16 protein-coding genes are annotated in these 18,307 nt (G+C 66.6%); 3 read left to right on the top strand and 13 right to left on the bottom strand.

Features of this window, described 5'->3' with window-relative positions; genetic code table 11:
• Nucleotides 1-7: 7 nt before the first annotated feature.
• From BLR19_RS06760 to BLR19_RS06700, 13 genes are all read right to left on the bottom strand, one after another.
• Nucleotides 8-886, bottom strand: coding sequence for an RDD family protein (locus BLR19_RS06760; RefSeq protein WP_091748655.1), 879 nt, complete (start codon nucleotides 884-886; stop codon nucleotides 8-10).
• Nucleotides 876-1,898 carry a stage II sporulation protein M gene (locus BLR19_RS06755; protein WP_255366477.1) on the bottom strand — a complete coding sequence of 341 codons (1,023 nt, stop codon included), beginning with the start codon at nucleotides 1,896-1,898 and terminating at the stop codon, nucleotides 876-878. The genes BLR19_RS06760 and BLR19_RS06755 overlap by 11 nt, the downstream gene beginning before the upstream one ends.
• Nucleotides 1,895-3,211 (bottom strand): DUF58 domain-containing protein, encoded by a 1,317-nt coding sequence (locus tag BLR19_RS06750; RefSeq protein ID WP_091748649.1) that lies wholly within the window; start codon nucleotides 3,209-3,211, stop codon nucleotides 1,895-1,897. Before BLR19_RS06750 ends, BLR19_RS06755 begins: the two co-directional genes overlap by 4 nt.
• Nucleotides 3,208-4,164: an AAA family ATPase gene (locus BLR19_RS06745; RefSeq protein ID WP_091748646.1), complete on the bottom strand. Its 957-nt coding sequence runs from the start codon at nucleotides 4,162-4,164 to the stop codon at nucleotides 3,208-3,210. The genes BLR19_RS06750 and BLR19_RS06745 overlap by 4 nt, the downstream gene beginning before the upstream one ends.
• On the bottom strand, nucleotides 4,151-5,377 hold the full coding sequence (locus BLR19_RS06740) for a DUF4350 domain-containing protein (protein WP_091748643.1): 1,227 nt from the start codon (nucleotides 5,375-5,377) through the stop codon (nucleotides 4,151-4,153). Before BLR19_RS06740 ends, BLR19_RS06745 begins: the two co-directional genes overlap by 14 nt.
• Nucleotides 5,374-6,006, bottom strand: a complete 633-nt coding sequence (locus BLR19_RS06735; RefSeq protein WP_091748640.1) for a DUF4129 domain-containing protein — start codon at nucleotides 6,004-6,006, stop codon at nucleotides 5,374-5,376. The genes BLR19_RS06740 and BLR19_RS06735 overlap by 4 nt, the downstream gene beginning before the upstream one ends.
• 115 nt (nucleotides 6,007-6,121) lie before the next feature.
• Nucleotides 6,122-7,201, bottom strand: coding sequence for a pectate lyase (gene pelA, locus BLR19_RS06730; protein WP_091748637.1), 1,080 nt, complete (start codon nucleotides 7,199-7,201; stop codon nucleotides 6,122-6,124).
• 102 nt (nucleotides 7,202-7,303) lie between these two features.
• Nucleotides 7,304-10,714, bottom strand: coding sequence for a TonB-dependent receptor domain-containing protein (locus tag BLR19_RS06725; protein ID WP_091748634.1), 3,411 nt, complete (start codon nucleotides 10,712-10,714; stop codon nucleotides 7,304-7,306).
• 183 nt (nucleotides 10,715-10,897) lie between these two features.
• Nucleotides 10,898-12,526: a family 43 glycosylhydrolase gene (locus BLR19_RS06720; RefSeq protein ID WP_091748631.1), complete on the bottom strand. Its 1,629-nt coding sequence runs from the start codon at nucleotides 12,524-12,526 to the stop codon at nucleotides 10,898-10,900.
• A 287-nt stretch (nucleotides 12,527-12,813) separates the two neighbouring features.
• Nucleotides 12,814-13,692: a hypothetical protein gene (locus tag BLR19_RS06715; RefSeq protein WP_091748628.1), complete on the bottom strand. Its 879-nt coding sequence runs from the start codon at nucleotides 13,690-13,692 to the stop codon at nucleotides 12,814-12,816.
• Nucleotides 13,693-13,763: 71 nt separating this feature from the next.
• Nucleotides 13,764-14,942, bottom strand: a complete 1,179-nt coding sequence (locus tag BLR19_RS06710; protein ID WP_091748625.1) for a glutathionylspermidine synthase family protein — start codon at nucleotides 14,940-14,942, stop codon at nucleotides 13,764-13,766.
• Between the two features lie 3 nt (nucleotides 14,943-14,945).
• Nucleotides 14,946-15,686, bottom strand: coding sequence for a PspA/IM30 family protein (locus tag BLR19_RS06705; RefSeq protein WP_045811908.1), 741 nt, complete (start codon nucleotides 15,684-15,686; stop codon nucleotides 14,946-14,948).
• 16 nt (nucleotides 15,687-15,702) lie between these two features.
• A complete protein-coding gene (locus BLR19_RS06700; protein ID WP_091748622.1) occupies nucleotides 15,703-16,383 on the bottom strand; it encodes a DUF2170 family protein in 681 nt (226 codons plus the stop codon).
• 138 nt (nucleotides 16,384-16,521) lie between these two features.
• Between BLR19_RS06700 and BLR19_RS06695 the strand changes: the two genes are divergently transcribed.
• From BLR19_RS06695 to BLR19_RS06685, 3 genes are read left to right on the top strand one after another with little or no spacing between them, the layout of a single operon-like run.
• Nucleotides 16,522-17,169 carry a YjfK family protein gene (locus tag BLR19_RS06695; RefSeq protein WP_066552480.1) on the top strand — a complete coding sequence of 216 codons (648 nt, stop codon included), beginning with the start codon at nucleotides 16,522-16,524 and terminating at the stop codon, nucleotides 17,167-17,169.
• A gap of 27 nt (nucleotides 17,170-17,196) precedes the next feature.
• Nucleotides 17,197-17,610 (top strand): DUF350 domain-containing protein, encoded by a 414-nt coding sequence (locus BLR19_RS06690; protein WP_017506364.1) that lies wholly within the window; start codon nucleotides 17,197-17,199, stop codon nucleotides 17,608-17,610.
• A gap of 5 nt (nucleotides 17,611-17,615) precedes the next feature.
• Nucleotides 17,616-18,242 (top strand): DUF1190 domain-containing protein, encoded by a 627-nt coding sequence (locus BLR19_RS06685; RefSeq protein ID WP_218119330.1) that lies wholly within the window; start codon nucleotides 17,616-17,618, stop codon nucleotides 18,240-18,242.
• Nucleotides 18,243-18,307: the final 65 nt, after the last annotated feature.

The raw sequence follows: 18,307 nt of genomic DNA, 5'->3' as shown, positions 1-18,307 counted from the left end.
CGATCCGTCAGACGTCGTGCTTGTCGCGGCGTCTGACACCCATAAGCAGCTTCTGCTCCAGACGGCCACGCAGGGCGGCATAATAGGCGCTGAGGAAGTCCCGATCCGTATCGTACGGGCCACGCGTCCAGCCGATCTTTTTGGCGATGCGGTCGGCGACGTCTCGAAAGGTCTTGCGGTCGCCCTGTCGAAGCAGGGTCTCCAGAACATGCAGTTCCTTGGCGCCATAGGCGTCGAGCTGCGCCGGGGTGAAGGCGTAGGCGGCCATCCGCGTCGCCCCGTCTTCGGCCATGTCGCGGATCAGCTTGCGACGCGGCGCGCGCACGACCCAGGTGCCCCCGATCAGGTCGCCGATGCGCAGCCGATCCTTGTTGAACAGGGGGAAGAAGACGAAGATCGCCGCCCAGACGAAGGCCAGCAGATACATCCAGCCGTCGACGCCGCCCTCCTGGCTGCGGGCGACCAGGATGGACAGGGGCAGGAAAACCTCCAGTTCGCGCATGGCGTTGCGGGCGAAGACGGCCTCGGCCTTCAGCCGTCCGCCGTCGCGCGAGGCGACGCGCAGTCCCATGATCCGCTTGCCCGGCGTGGCGGCCGCCGCCGACAGCTCGAAGGCCGTGAAATAGAAGTTCCGCAGCAGGAAGAAGACGATCAGCCAGATGACAGCGACCATTTCGGCCCCCGTCACGCCGGCGACGCTCGCGCTGGCGCCGAAGGCGAAGGCTGAGGCGATGGTGAAGACGATCAGCACGCCGATGATGACGGCCGCGTCGAGCAGAAACGCGCCGGCCCTCTGACCCGCATCGCCGATGTTCAACCGCAGGTCCACGCCCTCGGGCGTGACGAAGGCGCGCTCGGTGCGGGGCGCGATGGGATTAGCGGACATGAATGGACTCCGCGACGGCGGGGCGGGGCGCATAGAAATACAGACCCCAGATCAGGGCGGTCGCCGCCGCGACCGCGTAACGCAAGCCGGTGTCGACGATCAGCTGGCGGCCGAACCCTTCCAGCAGCCCCGCGAACATCAGCATCACCACCACGCCGCCCATGGCGATGCCCGCAGTGCGCCCGGCCTCCACGGCCGCGTCCAGCCGTCGTCTTTGACCGGGGAAGGCGCCGGCCCAGCCGATCCGCAGGCCTGCCGCACCCGCCAGGATGACGGCGAACAGTTCGGTCACGCCGTGGATCAGCAGCCAGCCGCCCAATTCGAGCCCCAGCCCGCGACTGGCGAACAGGGCGAAGAAGGCGCCCAGCGTCGCGCCATTGTAGAGGATCAGCAGGCCCGTCGGCAGGCACAGGGCGAACCCGAGCGCAAACGCCAGCAGGGCGACCTGGGCGTTGTGGGTGAACAGATAGGCGGCGAACGCCGACAGGCCGTGGGGGCCGTCCGCGCCGTTCAGGGTGGCGCGCAAGGTCTCGGTCGAGGCGGCGGGATCGCGCCCGCCGCTCAGGTCGGCGGGCACGAAGGCGTAGAACCATTCCGGCTCATGCATCACCAGCCAGCCTCCGACCAGGGCGCCCAGCAGCATCAGGGCTGTCGACACAAGGGTCTCGCGCCACAGTCCGCGCACGGCGGCGGGCCAGTCGGTGCGGAAAAAGGCGACCATCCGGTCCTGGATTGTCGCGCGCGAGCCATAGACGAAGAAATACGCCCGCGCCGACAGGGTCTCCAGATAGTCGATAAGCCCCTGATCCAGAGAGGTCTCGCGCGCCACCGACAGGGCCGACAGGGTCGAACGATACAGCACCGGAACCGCCAGAATCTCGGCGTCGGTCAGTTTGGACGCGGAACCCTTCTCGGCCTTGTCCATCAGCCGCTCCAGGCGTCGCCAGTCGTCCTCGCGCGCCTGGCGGAAGCGCTGGCTCTTCAGCAGCCCGGAGGGAGGCACGTCGGTCACAGCAGATCCCTCCGTTTCAGGTCCAGATAGGCGTTGACAACCTCGGTCCCGACGCGATCGGCTGGGGCATCGACGATATGCGCCCCCATGCGCCGCAGCCGTCCGATCACCGTCTCGCGTTCGCGAAGCAGCGTTCCGGCGACGACGGCGCGCGAGACGTCTTCGGGCGTCTGGGGATCGACCCCGGTCAGGCCTTCCAGCTCATCGTCGCGCAGGACGACGAACAGAACGAGGTGGCGCCGCAAAAGCCGCCCCAGCGACTCGATCATCAACTCGGCGGCGGTGGTGTCGGTGAAGTCAGTGAAGACCACGATCAGCGAGCGGCGCTGGAGCTGGCCCGACAGGGTCGCTAACGCCAGGGTGTAGTTGGTCTCGCGCGTCGAATAGTCGATGCGGCCAACGACAGTCTGAAGCGTGCGGAAGGCGTCCAGACCACCCACGGCGCCGGTGGCCAAGCGTGGCTGGGAATCGAAGGCGAAGACGCCCGTCCGGTCGCCCGATCGCAGGCAGGCGTAGGACAGCAGCAGCGCCGCATGAATGAACCGGTCGATGCGCGGCATCCCGCCGACTGGCTCGCTGGCCGCCCGACCGCAATCCAGCGCCATGATGACGTTGTGGTTTCGCTCGGTACGGAATTCCTTGGCAAGCAGTACGGCGTGGCGGGCCGACTGCTTCCAGTCGATGGAGCGACGGTCCATCCCGGCCTGAAAGTCGCGCAGGGCCTGAAACTCCGACCCCTCGCCGATCTCCAGCTGGGTTTTGGCGCCGAACAGGGCGTCGCGGGCGAACAGACGAACGGCCTGATCGCGCACCCATTGAAGGTCGGTCAGGACCGGCGCGGCCAGGTCCAGAGCGAAGGTCTTCTGCTTCCAGGCCAGGCCCATCGGCCCATGCCAACGGACCCACAAGGCCTTCAGGTCGGCGGCGCCTCGGCGATTTGGCGTGAAAGGAAAGGCCAGGACCGCGGCGCGATCCGAGACCGTGGCGCGGCGCGAAACCTCTTCCAGCCCCAGCCGTGCGTCGCCCGAAAGGGCCGCTTCAACGCTCTTGGGAGCCGGGCCTCCGGCCTCGAAACGCACGGTCAGTTCGGCCCGGTCTGAACGGCCCACGGCCGCGCGCACCGGCCGAGGCTGGTCCAGTTCTAGCCGGGAGCGCGAGCCGCCGCGCAGGGCGTCCAAGGCGACGAGCACTAGGACGCCCGCGATCCAGGCCGGCCCGGCGAGCCAGCCTGCAGGCGTCAGGACGCCGGCCAGCAGGGCGACGGGCACGCCCGCCGCCATCGCCGTCACCGCGCGTCGGGTGGGATAGATCACCGGGGCGCCGCCACCTGATCCACCAGGCCGGCCAAGACCTGTTCGACGCGCCGACCCTCGATCTCGGCCGCCGGCGACAGGACCAGGCGGTGACGCAGGGCCGGAATGGCCAGGGCCTTCACATCGTCGGGAATGACATAGTCGCGACCATCCAGCGCGGCGCGCGCCCGCGCCGCGACGGCCAGCATGGCCCCCGCACGCGGGGACGCGCCGGTCTCGACATCGGCGGACGTCCGTGTCGCGCGCACCAGTCCGGTGATATAGCCGATCACCTCGTCGGTCAGGCGCACGTCTGCGACCGTGTTCACCGCCGTCTCGATGACGGAGGCCTCGGCCACCACTTCCACGCCCAGGGCGATGGGGTCCATCAGGCCGGTGCGCGAACCGTGGGCGGCGACGATGGCGCGCTCCTGATCCAGGCTGGGATAATCCAGCACCTGTTTGAACAGGAACCGGTCCAACTGGGCCTCGGGCAGGGGATAGGTGCCTTGCTGCTCGATGGGGTTCTGGGTGGCGACGACGGTGAAGCGTGGGCTGAGGCCGTGAGCTTCGCCGTCGATGGTGATCCGACGCTCCTGCATGGCTTCCAGCAAGGCGGCCTGGGTCTTGGGCGGCGTGCGGTTGATCTCGTCCGCCAGCAGCAGTTCGCAGAAGATCGGCCCGCGCGTCAGGGTGAAGCTGGACGTCTGGAAGTTGAACAGGTTCGATCCGATGATGTCGCCGGGCATCAGATCGGGCGTGAACTGGATGCGGCCGTAGTCCAGACCCAGGGTGCGCGCGAACGTCTGGGCCAGCAGGGTCTTGGCCGTACCGGGCGGACCTTCCAGCAGAACATGGCCGCCCGCGAACAAAGCCGTCAGCAGCATATCCACGGCGTCTTCCTGGCCGACCACAGCCTTGGCGATCTCGGCGCGAATGCGCTCGGCGATCGCCTTCACTTCATTGACGTGCACGGGTCAGCTCCTGGTTCCAGCGATGGAGGGCTCCGGCGACCCGCATCAGGTCGGCCGGCGACTTGGCGGCCGGGGCCTGTTCGGCCAGGGCGGTGTAGGTTTCGGTCGCGCCGGTGGTTCGGCCGACACGGTCGAGGAAGGCGTCCAGCGCCCCCTCGTCCAGATTGCGCGGCGCCCCTATGGCGCGGGCGACTGCGGCGCGCACCAGAAGGGCGTAGGGCGCGGCCATCCGGTGTTCGCGCCGCGCCAGGCGAACGAGACCGGCGGTGTTGTCCGCCAGTCCGCGCTTGCCCAGAGCGATGACACGGCTCCTCTCGCGCGCCGGGCCGAAGCGAACGGCGGCCTGGAAACCGGCGAAGACGGCGAGCGCGACCAGCACCAGGGTCATGCCCAACAGCGGCGGTTCCAGCATCAGCCGCAACATGTTGCGGGTGCGCTGGAAGCCGTGGAGCGTCAGGTCGAACATCACAGGCGCCTCATCGGCGCGCACGATGTCGATCAGGGCGACGGCGGTTGTCGCCCCGTCGAGGGTCTTCAGCGCAGCCGTGTCGATCAGGTCGGGATCGGCCAGGACATAGGTGCGCAGTTCGCGGTGCATGGCCAGGACAGCCCGGCCCTGGTCGTCGACGACGACCGGGATCCAGTCGGGGCCCTCCAGGGTGCGCAGCGCCTCGATCCGGACCGGCCGTCCGAACGACGCGCCATCGGGACGGCGCAAGGCGACGGTCGCGCCGCCTTTGCGCTCGGTCAGTTTCAGGCCGCTGCGCAAATCCTTCGGCAGAGACGCCACAATGCTCTGGGCCGGTTGCACGCCCACAGTCTTCACCCAGCCGGCATGGTCCGCATCCGGGATGGATGTCCATTTGGGCAGCACGATCAACGTCGCGCCGTAATGCTCGATGTCGTCGATCTGTTCGGGTTTGGTCTGGATCGACGGCGTCAGGATCAGCAGGCTTTCGTCCGACGTTTCCGAAAGCGTCCCCCGGTTCATCACCACCGGCACGCCCACACCACGCAACAGGGCGGGCAGACCGCCAAAGCCGGTGGACGACCGCGACAGGGCGTGGCCGCCGCCGTCGTTGCCGGATCGTAGCTCAGGCGCGTAGGCGGACAGGACGCCCAGACCAGCCAGCGCCACCACCCCGACCAGCAGGACGACGATCATGGTGATCGGCGAGAACCCGCCGCTTGCGGCGCCTTCGGATCGGCTCATGCGCGCCAGCCTTCGGGCAGGGCGAAGGCCTCATAGGCTTTGCGGCAGTCGGCGAAATCCTGGGCGCCGACAGGTGCGCCGCCGAACAAGCTGCGCTCCACCATTCGGCCGATCAGGTCGAAGGCGGGTCGCGCGGCGTCCGGCAGGGCCTTCAATCGGGCGATCTCGCGGGTGGTCAGCGAGACGCGCACCGCGCGGGGCTGGCGCTGTTCGATGTCCTGAACGCTGCGCAACAGAAGCAGATGGGCGGCGTCGGCATACAGGCCGCGCGCGGCCAGGGCGTCGGCGTCGGCCAGCAGATCGCGCGCGGCTTGCGCCTCCGGACGCCACTGCGCCTCCGCCACGATCCTGGTTTTCTTCGGTTTCGCCGGCGGGGCGCGCATTCGAAGAATTTCGCGCACGATGGCGTAGAGGATCAAGCCGGCGACTATCACCAAACCGATCCAGAAGACCCATTTCAAAACAGGCGCGATGAAATGAAGTGCGTCGCCGATCCAGTGCAACCAGCCGGGCGGCTTGATGTCGGGGCGCTCGAAACCGACCCGGTCGAATTGGAGAGATCCATCCTTCAGCAGGCGGGCATGCGCCTTGGCCAGGGCTTCATCTGTGGGCGAAGCCCGATCCTGCATCTCGAAAACGCACCCCTACCCAACAGCCAAGCCATACCGCCCCGTCAGATCGAGTCAACCACAGGCGCCCGTGTGATACGCTCTATGCTATTTTTCTCACGCGACCGGCGTGAAATCAGGCGCGGTCGTGCAGCGTCGCCTTCCAGGCCGGATAGTCGCGGATCAGCAGGGTTTCAGGCCATTCGCCGACGTAGCGATAGCCGTTGCGGCGTTCGTGCTCGATCTGCATCAGGTCGCGTCGGATGATGGAATCGCGCCCGATGTAGATGGGGCGGCCGTCCTCCAGATCGTAGAACCGGGCCCAGATGCGCGCGCCGGGCTTGGGGGCCAGGATGCGGTCGCGGCGGCCTTGGGCGTCGGTGACGAAGACCTCGGTCGTGTCGTGGAGCGCCGCGCTCTCCAGCCAGGCGACGGCGCCGTCCACGGCGGCGACGACGTCGGGACGGGGGGCGGGCAGGTTCATCAGGAAACGCACGATGCCGACGCTTTCCTGGCCCGACAGGGACGGGGGCTCGAAACGACGCGCCCAGGCGGGCGCCAGGGTCTGGGCGTCATGCTGGGCGCACCAGCCGGTCAGGACGCCGTCGCGCCGCACCTGCGTCTTCAGCAGGGTCTCGACCCCGCGCGCCACGGCCTGACGCGCCCGCTCGCGCCGACCTTCATCGACGAAAGCGTAGGGCGCCGCGCCGTCGCCCACATCGCGCAACAGCTCCATCACATGGACCATGGCGTCGTCGTTGTAGGTGATCTGGTCGTGATAGCCGCCGCGCAGCGGATAGAACTGGGCCCAGCCGCCGTTGGGCTGTTGCGCCGCCAGCAGATAGTCGAGGCCCCGGTCGAAGGCGGCGCGGCTTTCGGCGTCCCCGGCCGCGATCGTTCGCGCCAGAAAGGCCAGCGGCTGGGTCGTGCCGCCATTGTCGATCGTGTTGTTCAGCGCCGGGTCCGCATCGGGGCGGGGCGGGACGAACAGGTCGGTGTTCTTGGGCCAGCCGCCTTCGGCCGATTGATGCTGGATGACGATCGCGGCCAGTCGACGCGCTTCGGCCGATCCATACCAGTCGGTCGGATGGCGCAGGGCGGCGCTGCTCCAGGCGACGGCGGGCGAGGCGGCGACCGGCTCCTGCGCTGACGCCGGCGCCGACGTGAAGCCGGCTGCAATCGTCAGGACGCCGAGGATCAAGACTATCTTTTTCATCAAGAGACCTTCGGGTTCGGCAAAAAGAAAGGGACGCCGATGTTTCGCGGCGTCCCCTGAAGGGACAGCGTCCCGGGAGAAGTCAGCTGTCGATCGTCGTCATCAGAATACGAACCGTGCGCCGACGAAATACTGGCGGCCGGTCGAGCCATAGTTGTTGACCACCGGATCGGCCTGATAGGCCCAGCGGGTGTCGGTCTGGTTGGTCAGGTTCAGCGCCTCGGCGGTGAAGGTGACATTGTCCGTCAGCTTGTAGGTGAAGGATGCATCCACGTTCAGCGTCTCTTCCGAGCCGATGAAGTCGTTGATCAGCGGCGAGTCGCACACGCCCGGATCGCAACCGCCCGACGCCAGTGGATAGGTGGTCTGATAGGCGGCGCGATAGGCCGAGGAGACACGCGCGCTCCACTTCTCGACCTCATAGAAGATCGTGGCGTTGAACGATTTGGGCGAGGCGCCCAGGAAGGGCGCCGTGCCGGTCAGATTGCGGGCCGGGTCCAGGATGTATTCCAGCTCGGATTCGATCTGGGTGTAGTTGGCCTGGATGCCGAAACCGTCGAACGGCGCGGGCAGGAAGGTGAAGTTCTGCTGATAGGCGATCTCGAACCCGTCCAGCTTACCGCCCGGCGCATCGTTGTACTGACGCACCTGGAAGGGCAGGTCCTGGTCGATATAGGCCCGGCGGCTGTCGGAGGCGACGTCGGTCAGGCCGTCATAGGCGGCGCGCAGATTGGCGATCTGTTCGGCGTTGAAGATCTCGCTGAGCTTGCCTTCGCGCAGCACCACCTGCGGGAAGCTTTCGATCTCCTTGTGGAAGACCGCGACCGACAGGATGGCGTCGCGGGCGAAATACCATTCGACGTTGAAGTCCAGGTTGGAGGCGCGGAACGGCTTCAGCTTGGTGTTGCCCAAGGTGATTGCCGCGTTCGAGCCGTCGAACTGCGCCGGGTCGGCGCCGATGCCGACCGGAACGGTGAAGGCCGTGACGCCGGGCTGCAGAGCCGTCATCTGCGGGCGGGCCATGACCTTGGCCGCCGCAAAACGCAGCATCAGCTTGTCGTTCAGCTCCCACACCAGGTTCATCGACGGCAGGGTGTCGTTGTACTGGTTGTCGTTCTCGACCGGACGGCCGCTGGGCGAACGGCCGCGGGAATCGATCTTGGTCTCGGCGCGACGCAGCCCGGCGTTGCCGCGCAGTTCGCCCATGAACAGCGGCACGCGGAAGTCCATCTGGCCATAGTAGGACAGGCTGTCCTCATCGACCCAGAAGGTGTTGACCCCGCCGTTGCGCAGGTCCGACAGACGCCAGTCGCCCCAGGCGTTGATACAGTCGCAGTCGAAGCCGAAGCGGTTCTTGAAGGCTTCCAGATTGGGCGCGAAGAAGCTGGTCGGCGTACCTTCCGGCACATTCAGCCCGTCGCCCCAGCTGACCAGTTGTCCCATCTGGCCGACGGTCGTGGCGGCCGCCAGTCCGGAGCGCACGCCCTCCAGCAGCGACGGGTTCATCGTGTCGCTGATCAGCCGTTCATACCGCGTGTAGTAGAAGTCGAACTTGCGCTTGCCGATGCCGAACTTGAACGTGAAGTCGTCGTTCAGATCCCAGACGAAGTCGGCCTTGGCGGTTTGGTAGCCGTTCTCGGTGATGGTCCGGTAGTTGCGAATGGCCGAATAGCCCTTCACGAAGTCCCAGCTGTTCGGATTGGCGACGTCGAAGCCGAACTTCATGATCGGCATGTCGCCGCCTTGGCGGTCGTCGTAGACGAAGTAGTCATTGCCCGCGACGCCCTGGCCCGAATCGAGCCGGATGAAGTCGACCAGCAGGCCGGTGTTCTCATTGGTCGACTTGGAATCGCCGACCAGCAGCGACATGCGGAAGGTGTCGCTGAACTCGTGCTCGATATTGATCGAGTTCTGGCGGAATTCGGTGGTGTAGCCGCCCTGATCGACCGCCGAGCGGAAGTCGACATTGCCCAGCACCAGATAGTTGGCGTTGGCGCCCGTCTCGCTCAGTCCCGCATCGATCAAACGCACCGAGGGCCGGCCGATGAACGCGCCGCGCATGGCCAGATACTGGGGGTGCGCGACGTAACCGACCGATCCCGGCTGGTTGTAGTAGTCGTAGACGTCCAGGTTGTTGGGATTGAAGCTGCCCGTTCCGGCGGCCAGGTTCTGGTTGGTCGCGCCGGGCGCCGTGGTGAAGATCGGGGTGGAGCCATACAGCGACTGGCCGCAGTCGATCGCGTCGCGGAACTCTGTCGCGGCCTGGGTCGCGCAGTTGGCGTAGGCGGCGCGACGGTTGGCGTAGGAGTTGTTGGTCGCGCTGGTCGTCGGATAGGTCTGGTAGCTAAACGCCGTGGTGGTGCGGTTGCCGTTGGTGTTGTTGCGGTTCAGGCCTACCGGACCGATCTGATAGTTGGTCGAGATCTGCGTCATCTTCGAATACAGATTGTCGAAGTTGATCGTGGTCCGCTCGGTCGGACGCCATTGACCCGACAGGGTCACCCCCAACCGGTCCTGCTCCACGTCGCGGTGGTTCAGCGTCGCCAGCGCCGGGATGCGCACCAGCGAGCCGCGCGTCGCACTGCCGTTGATCAGATTGTAGGCGGCCGGGTTCGAGCCGATCAGATAGTTGCGCGCCTCCGGATTGGTGACGCGGGGCAGGGCGGTCGCGGGATTGGTGCCGATGGGCAGGGCGAAGCCCTGGTGATCGCCGGCCGCGTTGGTCCCCACATTGTTGAAGGTCGCGCCGCGATAGGTGTAGTCGAACGAGCCGACCTGACGCGAATAGCTGTCGATCGCCTGGGTGCGCTCATTGTAGGCGACTGAGCCCAGAAGCCCGAACTCGCCGATCTTGCTGGTCCAGCGGTCGGACGCCAGCAGGGCGAGGCGCGGATTGTGAGTGCCGCCGTTCTCGTAATAGGCGTCTTGAAGCGTCAGGGCCAGGCGACGTTCCTTGAAGTCGAACGGACGCCCCGAGATCAGATCGACCGTGGCGCCCAGCGAGCCCTCGTCCGTCTGGGCGTCGGCGGACTTCTGAACCTTCAGCGAGTTAAACAGCTCGGAGGCGAAGGTGTTGAACTGGAAGCCCCGGTCGCGACGCAGGGCGCCGTCGGCGTTGCTGGCGCCCGAGGTGGACAGGGTCTCCAACCCGTTCAGACGCACGCGGGTGAAGTCGCCGCCCAGGCCGCGCACCGAGATCGAGTTGCCCTCGCCGTTCTCGCGGTCGATCGACACACCCGGGATGCGTTGCAGCGATTCCGCCAGGTTGGCATCCGGGAAGTCGGCGATGTCCTCGGCGTTTATGACGTCGACGATCGTGTTGGAGCGGCGCTTTTCGGTCAAGGCGCTGGCCAGCGACGCCCGGATGCCGGTGACGACGATCTCACCCACTTCGGTGGCGTCCTGGCTCTGGCTCTCTTGAGCTTGAACCGGGGCCGTGAACAGCATGGCCCCCACAACGAGCGCCGCTGGCGAAACGGCCGCGCGCAGGTATCCCGTATGTTGGTTCCGCATAGTTCCCTCCGCTCTTGTCGTGCTCCGTGCCTCTTGGCGGGCCAGATGCCGACACTCCCCTGTCCCTCGAAAGCCGAGGAACTCCAAAAATCTCGTGATGAGATCGACGCGTCCTAGGCGTCAATGTCACCGGTGTCATAAAACGAAAACCCGTGTTTCGCCACACCAAAATGTTCTCGCGTATTACAGCGCCTTGAACTTGAAATTCTTGAACCGAGCTTCGCCCTCGCCAGCGGCGTAAATGCCGGGGCGCAACATCATGAAGCCGCCGCGAACGTTCTGGTTGTAGCCCGAGACCTCCATGCCGCGGTCGAACCGCTGCCAGGTCACCCCGTCGCCCGAGGTGTCGAAATAGACGTTCTGATAGGCGTTGGTCAGACGGATGAACATGCGCCGGCCGTGCGGATTGGCCGGACGCCCCCGCTCGATCCCATACTGGTGGGTGACATAGCGGGTCGCGTCGAAACCCAGGCCCGCATACAGGGCGCGGTCGTAGAACAGGATGAGGCCCGCCACCGCGCCGGGGTCGATCTCGATCTCGCATTCGATCTGATAGGCCTGTTCGCCCTGGACGAAGGTCAAAGGCGAACAGTCGACCGGCGCCTTGCCCTTGGCCTTCATGTGCAGCACGCCGTTCTCGCGGCGTAGGCGATCCTTCTCGTTCGGTTGCGGGTCGTAGAAGCTCCACTGGATGCCGAACTTGTCGGTCGAGAAGTCGTCCGACAGCGCCATGCCGTGCGGTACGGCTTCGCCGCCTCGGGGCTTGGTGATCGGCTGGGACAGGTCGCCGCCCTTGGCGCGGAACCAGCCGTCGTCGGTCCACTCGATGGGGTCCAGCAGGGTCTGGCGGCCCAGGCTCCAGTAGGCGTTCTCATAGCCGTGATAGACCATCCACCAATCGCCGTCGGTCGGTCCCTCGACCAGGGTGGCGTGGCCACGCGACCACCATTTCTCGGCGCCCGAGGCGGTGCGGACGATGGGGTTGTGCGGGCAGTCCTCCCACGGGCCGTTGATCGACTTCGACCGGGCGGCGATGACCATGTGGCCGGTCGGCGGCCCCGCCGTGCCGCCAATAGCGGTGATCATGTAGAAATGGTCGCCGCGCTTCAGCAGTTTCGGCCCTTCCTGAGCGAAGCCTTCGACGATCCAGTCGTCAGGATAGCGCCAGGCCTTGTAGACGCCTCGCTCGACCGGGCCGTCGGTGGCCAGGCCGTCATCGGTTAGCTTCACCCGGTCGCCGCCGTTCAGGAACAGATAGCGTTTGCCGTCCTCGCCGACGATGTGGCCGGGATCGATGTTGGCCGGGATCTTCAGGTCGATCGGCTCGCTCCACGGCCCCTCGATCCTGTCCGCCCAGATGACGTAGTTGGAGCGATACTCGGGGAAGCGGCCGGGGATGTAACAGTAGAATTTGCCCTCGTGCTTGATCAGCTCCGGCGCCCAGACCGAACCGATGTTCGTCGTCAGGGCCGCGACGACCGGCTGCCAGTTCACCAGATCGCGCGAATGCCAGATGTGGATGCCCGGCACCGACTCGAACGACGAGAAGGTCATATAGTAGTCGTCACCGTCCTTCAGGATCGACGGATCGGGGTGGTCGCCCGACATGATGGGGTTCAGGAAGGTCCCGTTCCCGAGATCGGCGATCCGCTGGCCCTCGATGCCGCGACGCCATTTCATCGACGCCCATTCGCGACCCAAAGGCGCGGCCTCCTCGTTCGTCTGGGCGAAGGTCGCGCGCACGGGCAGCGCTGAGGCGGCGACGCCGCTCAACAGGCCGGTCAGGGCGGCGCGGCGGTCGATTGTTCTCATGGCGCGTCCTCCCTCCAATCGCGGCCGGTAAGGCGTCGGGCGTAATCCGCCCTCATCCGACTTGGCCGCGTCTCCTATCATGTCTGCCGCTCTGATCGACGGCTTCCGGTTATGACACCGGTAGACATTCTTCTTAGATAGACACGGAAAGGGCGTTCTGACCAGAGGGTTTTGAAGAGACGCTTGTGAAGGACCGCGCTGACGGCAAGCGGCGAGCGGGCTGGCGTTGGAGCCTAGAAGGATGGGGACATCCCGCGCCGGATCGTGCGGGATGTCCTCGCGCAGGCTTAGCGGCGGGCGCGCATTTCCAGTTCGCCGATGCGGCGGCTTAGATAGGCCGTGTCGTCGGAGGAGGGGCTAGTGCGGCTGTAGGCGGTGTCCAGGCGGGCGAGATCGCCGGCCTCGACGCGGATGTCGGCGGCCTCGGTGCGGCTGACGGCGCCCGAGCGTTCGGCGGCGGTCAGGGTGGCTTCAAGGTTCGCCAGACGGGTGCGGGCGGGCAGGTTGGCGGACGGCGTCTGTCCGGCCGGGCCGTCGCCGACCCGCAGGTCCAGGGCGTCCAGACGGGCGTCCAGATCGGCGCGCTCGCTGGCGCTGATCGATCCATCGGCGCTGTAGCGGCTCTCCAGCTGGATCAGGGCCTGATAGTCGGACTTCAGGCGCGTCGCCTCTGTGCGGGTGATGCGGCGCGCGGTCACGGCGGCGTTGACGCGGGTCTCGAAGTCCGCACGGCCTTGGGCGACGGTGTCCATGTCGGCATAGCCCGAGGCGCTGGCTTCCAGCGTCTGGGTCAGGGCGGTGTAGCGGGCGTTCAGATCGGCGCGTTCCTGGGCCGAGATGCCGCCGACGGCGTATTGGTTCTCCAAATCGACCAGCGCCGAATAGTCGGCGCGCAGCCGGGTCGCGGCCGAGGCGGAGACGCTTCCGGCGCGCACGCTGGCGTCCACGCGGGTCGAGAACTGGCTCTGGCCGTCACGCAGCGGACGGCCGCCGCGCAGCCAGGCCTGATCCATCGCCGACAGGCCCAGACGATCGCCGAACAGGGCGCCCACGACTGCGCCCAGCCGATCCTGGGTCGTCGAAGGATATTGCGTCTGGGCGACTGCCGCGCCGCCCGCGAGGGTCAGGGCGGTGGTGGCGATCAGGGCGAGGCGGACGTTGCGCATGGGGAGGCTTCTTGTCGGTTGATGTCAGCCGACAAAACGATGGTCGTCCGGCTTGGTTGCCTGCCTGCGTCTCAGTCGCGGATGAAGTGCGGCACGAAGCGCGAGGTGTTCCTCGTGATGCGCCCCGTGTCCTCGCGCAGGCTGATGCCCGCCGGTTCGGTTCCCACGACCCAAGACCCGACGATCACATGGTTGCCGTCGAACAGGGGCGGATCGCACAGCGCCTGGCGGATGTGACGTCCTTCGCCATAGCCGCCGTCCACCACCTCTGCGGCGCTGACGCCCTGGTCGATCAGTTCGACATTGTCGCCCTCGCGCGAGAACAACGGCTTGCGCACATAGGACGAGCCCAGCGCCGCCTCGGCCGGATCACCCTCGAAATAGCTTTCCAGCAGGTTGGGGTGGCCCGCATGCCGCTCCCACAACAGCGGCAGGATGGCCTTGTTGGACAGGATGCTCTTCCACGCCGGCTCCAGCACGGTCACGTCCGCCGTGGGCAGCGGCGCGGCGTAGTCGTCGCGCAGCATCTGCTCCCACGGATAGAGCTTGAACATCGCCTGGATGATCCAGTTCTCGTGGTCGACGAACCGGCCGTCGGCGTTCAGCCCGATCTGGTCGATAGCGACGAACTGGGGTTCCAGCCCGGCCTGCTGGGCCAGGTCTTCTAGGAAGCGTACCGTCTGGCGGTCCTCGACGAAATCGGCGTCCGAGGCGAAATGCACGAAGCCGCCGTTCGGGAAGATGGCCCGGAAGCGATCGACCAGCTTCTCATGCAGGCTGTTGAACTGATCCGCATCGGCGGGCAGGGCGCCGGCCTTGATCTGGTCCTCCAGCCACAGCCATTGAAACACCGCCGTCTCATAGATGCTGGTCGGGGTGTCGGCGTTGTATTCATACAGCTTGGCCGGACCCGTCCCGTCCCCCGAGCCGGCATAGGCGAAGTCGAACCGGCCATAGAGGGACGGGTCGCCCCGCTTCCAGCTGTCGGCCACATAGTCCCGCATGGTCTCGGGAATATCGAGCTGTTCCATCAGCCGCTCGGACTGAACCGCCTCGTTGACCAGCTCCAGGCACAGGCCGTGCAGTTCCTCGGTCGGCGCCTCGATCCCGTCCTCGATCTCGGCCAGCGAAAAGGCATAGGCCGCCGTCTCGTCCCAATAGGGTTTGCCGTCGGTGTGGCGCCAGGTGAAGCCGAGTTCCTCGGCCTTGGCGTCCCAGTCGGTGCGGGGATCGAAGCGCAGACGCTCCATGGATCAGGCCGGGTCTTTGTCGGGCGTGGATTGGCCGATGCGCGGCGTGACCACCGTCACCTCCGGCTGGCTCAGGCGCGCCAGGACGTCGTCGGCCGAGGAGTGACCGGGCAGAATGCCAGCCTCGCGCAGCTTGGCGTCCAGATCGGCGCCGGTGCGGCGATCCTCCAGCGCCTGGCTGGCGTTCAGCTTCTCTTCCTGGATCGCCTGGCGCTGCTTGATGCGTTGCAGGCTGTCCGCCGCAGAGCCGATGCGCGACTGGGCGCCGGCCGAGTTCAGGGCGACGGAGGTCTGGGCCTTCTGGACGGAATCGTTGACCTTGACGATGTCGATCTCGCGACGAAGCGTCTCGATCTTCTGATCGGTCGAGGCGATGGCCGTGCGCAGGCGCGTCTCGGCGGTCTTCATGTCCTCGATCAGCGGGCCGCGGCTGGTGATCTCGACCTCCAGCTCGGCGATGCGGCCGGCGACTTCGCGCGCCAGATCGGTCTTGCCCTGACCCAGGGCGGTGCGGGCCGAGCTTTCGTATTTGGCGATCTGGTCCCTGAACGATGCAAGTTCGTTTTCGGCCATCCGGCGGCGCGCCACCAGGCCGGCGAGATCGTCTCTGGCCTTGCCTTGCGCATTGTCGGCGTCGCGAATTTCCTGGTCGAGGATCTTCAGCGCATTGGCGTCGACGACGCCCTGGGCCGCATCGTGGGCCGTGCCGCGGAACAGGGCGGACAGTTTTCTGAGCATGGACATGGTCGGTCTTCCGGGATCAGGCGGCGTCGGCGCCGAAGGTTTCACGCAGTTCGGTGGCGTCGATCGCATTCTCGGCCAGGGTGCGCAGTTCGATCAGGATGGTCTGAAGCGTCGTCTTGCAAGAGAGTTCGCCCATCAGCTCATACACGTCTTCGCCACCGACATTGGTGATGGCGAAGTTGGACAGGGGCACCACGCGCTGGGCCTTCAGGAGGAACTCGTTGAAGGCATGGCGGTCCTTCTGCTCCGACACCGGCCACAGCAGGACCGAACAGACGATCTGGGCGCCGCCGACGCTCAGATAGACCGGCAGGTCGCCGTATTCGTGCATGGTCGCCAGCAGCACCGGCTCGGCGCCCTCGACCACGCGCAGGGTCATTTCGCCGTCACGCAGCAGGGTTGAGCCGTCCAGCGCCGCCTTGATGGCGGGCACGGTCCAGGGGGTCTCGATCACGGCGTCCATTTGATGGTCGTCTCCAGGGGGGATGGAATCGGAAGTGGGGCGGCGCGGGCGCCCCGCAAGCTGCGGTCCGCGTGTTGAATCGGTGACGATGGCGCGAACGGCCGCCTTGACGTCGTCGCGGGCGGCGGCCGGCACCCAAAGCTCCAGCTTGACCAAGCCGGCCTCACGACGCGCCTGTCGCCACGCACGGATGCGGTCGTTGGCGGTGGAAGAGGGCGATCCGTCGTTTGGCATATCGTTACATGAAACGCGTAACATGAACGCTTGACTTGATGCAAGATCGGACGGAATGTCGCGCCATGAACCGCCTCATTCGGTCGCATCGCTTCTGTTCGCTCGCCGTCGGCGCGCATCGGGCCTAGATAGTCGCCCATGTTCAAGAAGCTTTTCGGATCGTCGGAGAAGGTCGCGCCTGCCAATCGATTGGCGACGGTGCGCAACATCACCGTGGGCCGCACCGTGTCGCTGGACCCGCTGGCCTGGCGCCGGCTGGGCGACGAGACCCAGTTCGCTCTGGATCGCGACGTGCTGGACATCTCGGCCCAGGGGTTGGTCAGCCTGGACAGCGGCCAGTTCGTCCATCGATTCTACACCGACGACCACGTCATGCTTCAGGCCATGAGCGACGACGAGGCCGGTCTGGAATCCTACGACTTCAGCCTGTTCGTGCCCTGGACCTCGGCCTATCCGCCGGGCGAGCGCGAACGCCGCATCTGGCGCGATCGGTTGTCGGCGCCGGTCTTTCACGGCGCGGCCGAGGAGCTGCCCGACTATCCCCGGTTCTGGTTCGCCGAGAGCGACGCCATCCAGCCGCCCGTCACCCTGTGGGAGACGATCTGGGACGACCGCGCCGCGACCGCGCCCTATGCCAAGATCTTCCAGACCTGCATGCTGTATGCGCGCGAACTGGGCGGCGGGCGCGAGCTGATGCTGGCCCTGGAGCAGCAGCCCGAGGGCGGCGACACCACGCACGAAATCATGATCGGCATTCCGCTGGAAATGGCCGAGTTCCGCGCCTGAGCACGCAATCCGAAGGGGGCAAGACCGATGTTCGACTGGTTCATTTTTCAGCAGGGGGCGATCGCCTTCCTGATCGCCTTCGCCATGGCGGGCGCCTTCACCCTGGCCTTCAAGCTGATCTACCAGTGGGTCACGCCGTATCACGAGCATACGCTGATCCGTGAGGGGAACACGGCCGCCGCCATTGCGCTCGGGGGAGCCCTGATCGGCTATGTCCTGCCTCTGGCCTCGGCGCTGTCGCACACCGTCAGCCTGATGGAGTTCGCGGCCTGGGCGCTGCTGGCCGGCGTGATCCAGATCGTCGTCTTCGTCGCCATCAGCCGCATGGCCTTCCGCAATCTGGTCGTCCGCATCGAGGCGGGCGAGATCGCCGCGGCCGTCTATCTGGCCTCCATCTCCATCTGCGTCGGCCTGCTCAACGCCGCCTGCATGACGTCGTGACCGCCATGACCGATCCCAAAGACCTGCCCCAGAACCTGGCCAAGACCGACACCATGCGCCGGCTCAAGCGCTCGCGCGTCCTGCACGTGAGCAGCATGATGGCGACGGCCAGCTTCTCGCTGGCCGCCTGCGGCTCGCCCCAGCGCGTGCCGGCGCCCGAGCCCGAGCCGACCCTGGCCTATCAGTCGCTGGACGAATGCAAGGCCGCCAACGACATTCCCGACAACGAATGCGACGCCGCCCTGGCCAAGGCTCAGCAGGAGGCCGCCAAGACCGCGCCGCGCTACGCCACCCGCGAGGAGTGCGAGGGCCAGTGGGGACCGTCGCAGTGCCAGCCGAACAATAACGGCGGCTCCTTCTTCAGCCCGCTGCTGACCGGCTTCATCGTCGGCCAGCTGCTGAACGGCGGCGGCTATCGCGGCGGCGGACCGCTGTATCGCGACCGCGAAGGGCGGCTGTCGAACGGCTACGGCGGCGGCTACGCCTACCGCGACTATCGCACCGGCAAGACCCTGACCAATGCGCGCGAGCATGGCGACGTGGCCCGTCAGGCCCCGACGCGGGTGCAGAGCCGCACCACCGTCGTCTCGCGCGGCGGCTTCGGCGGCGGCGGCCGAGGCTACGGCGGCTGATACAGTTCTGGCGCCGGGCGCCGGTCTTCCCCTAATAGGGATCGCTCTCACGCTTCACGACAGAC

Source organism: Brevundimonas sp. 374, assembly GCF_900102995.1.
Taxonomy (GTDB): domain Bacteria; phylum Pseudomonadota; class Alphaproteobacteria; order Caulobacterales; family Caulobacteraceae; genus Brevundimonas; species Brevundimonas vesicularis_C.
Note: the sequence above shows the minus strand (reverse complement) of the source record. Positions and strands in the feature narration are given on the sequence as shown.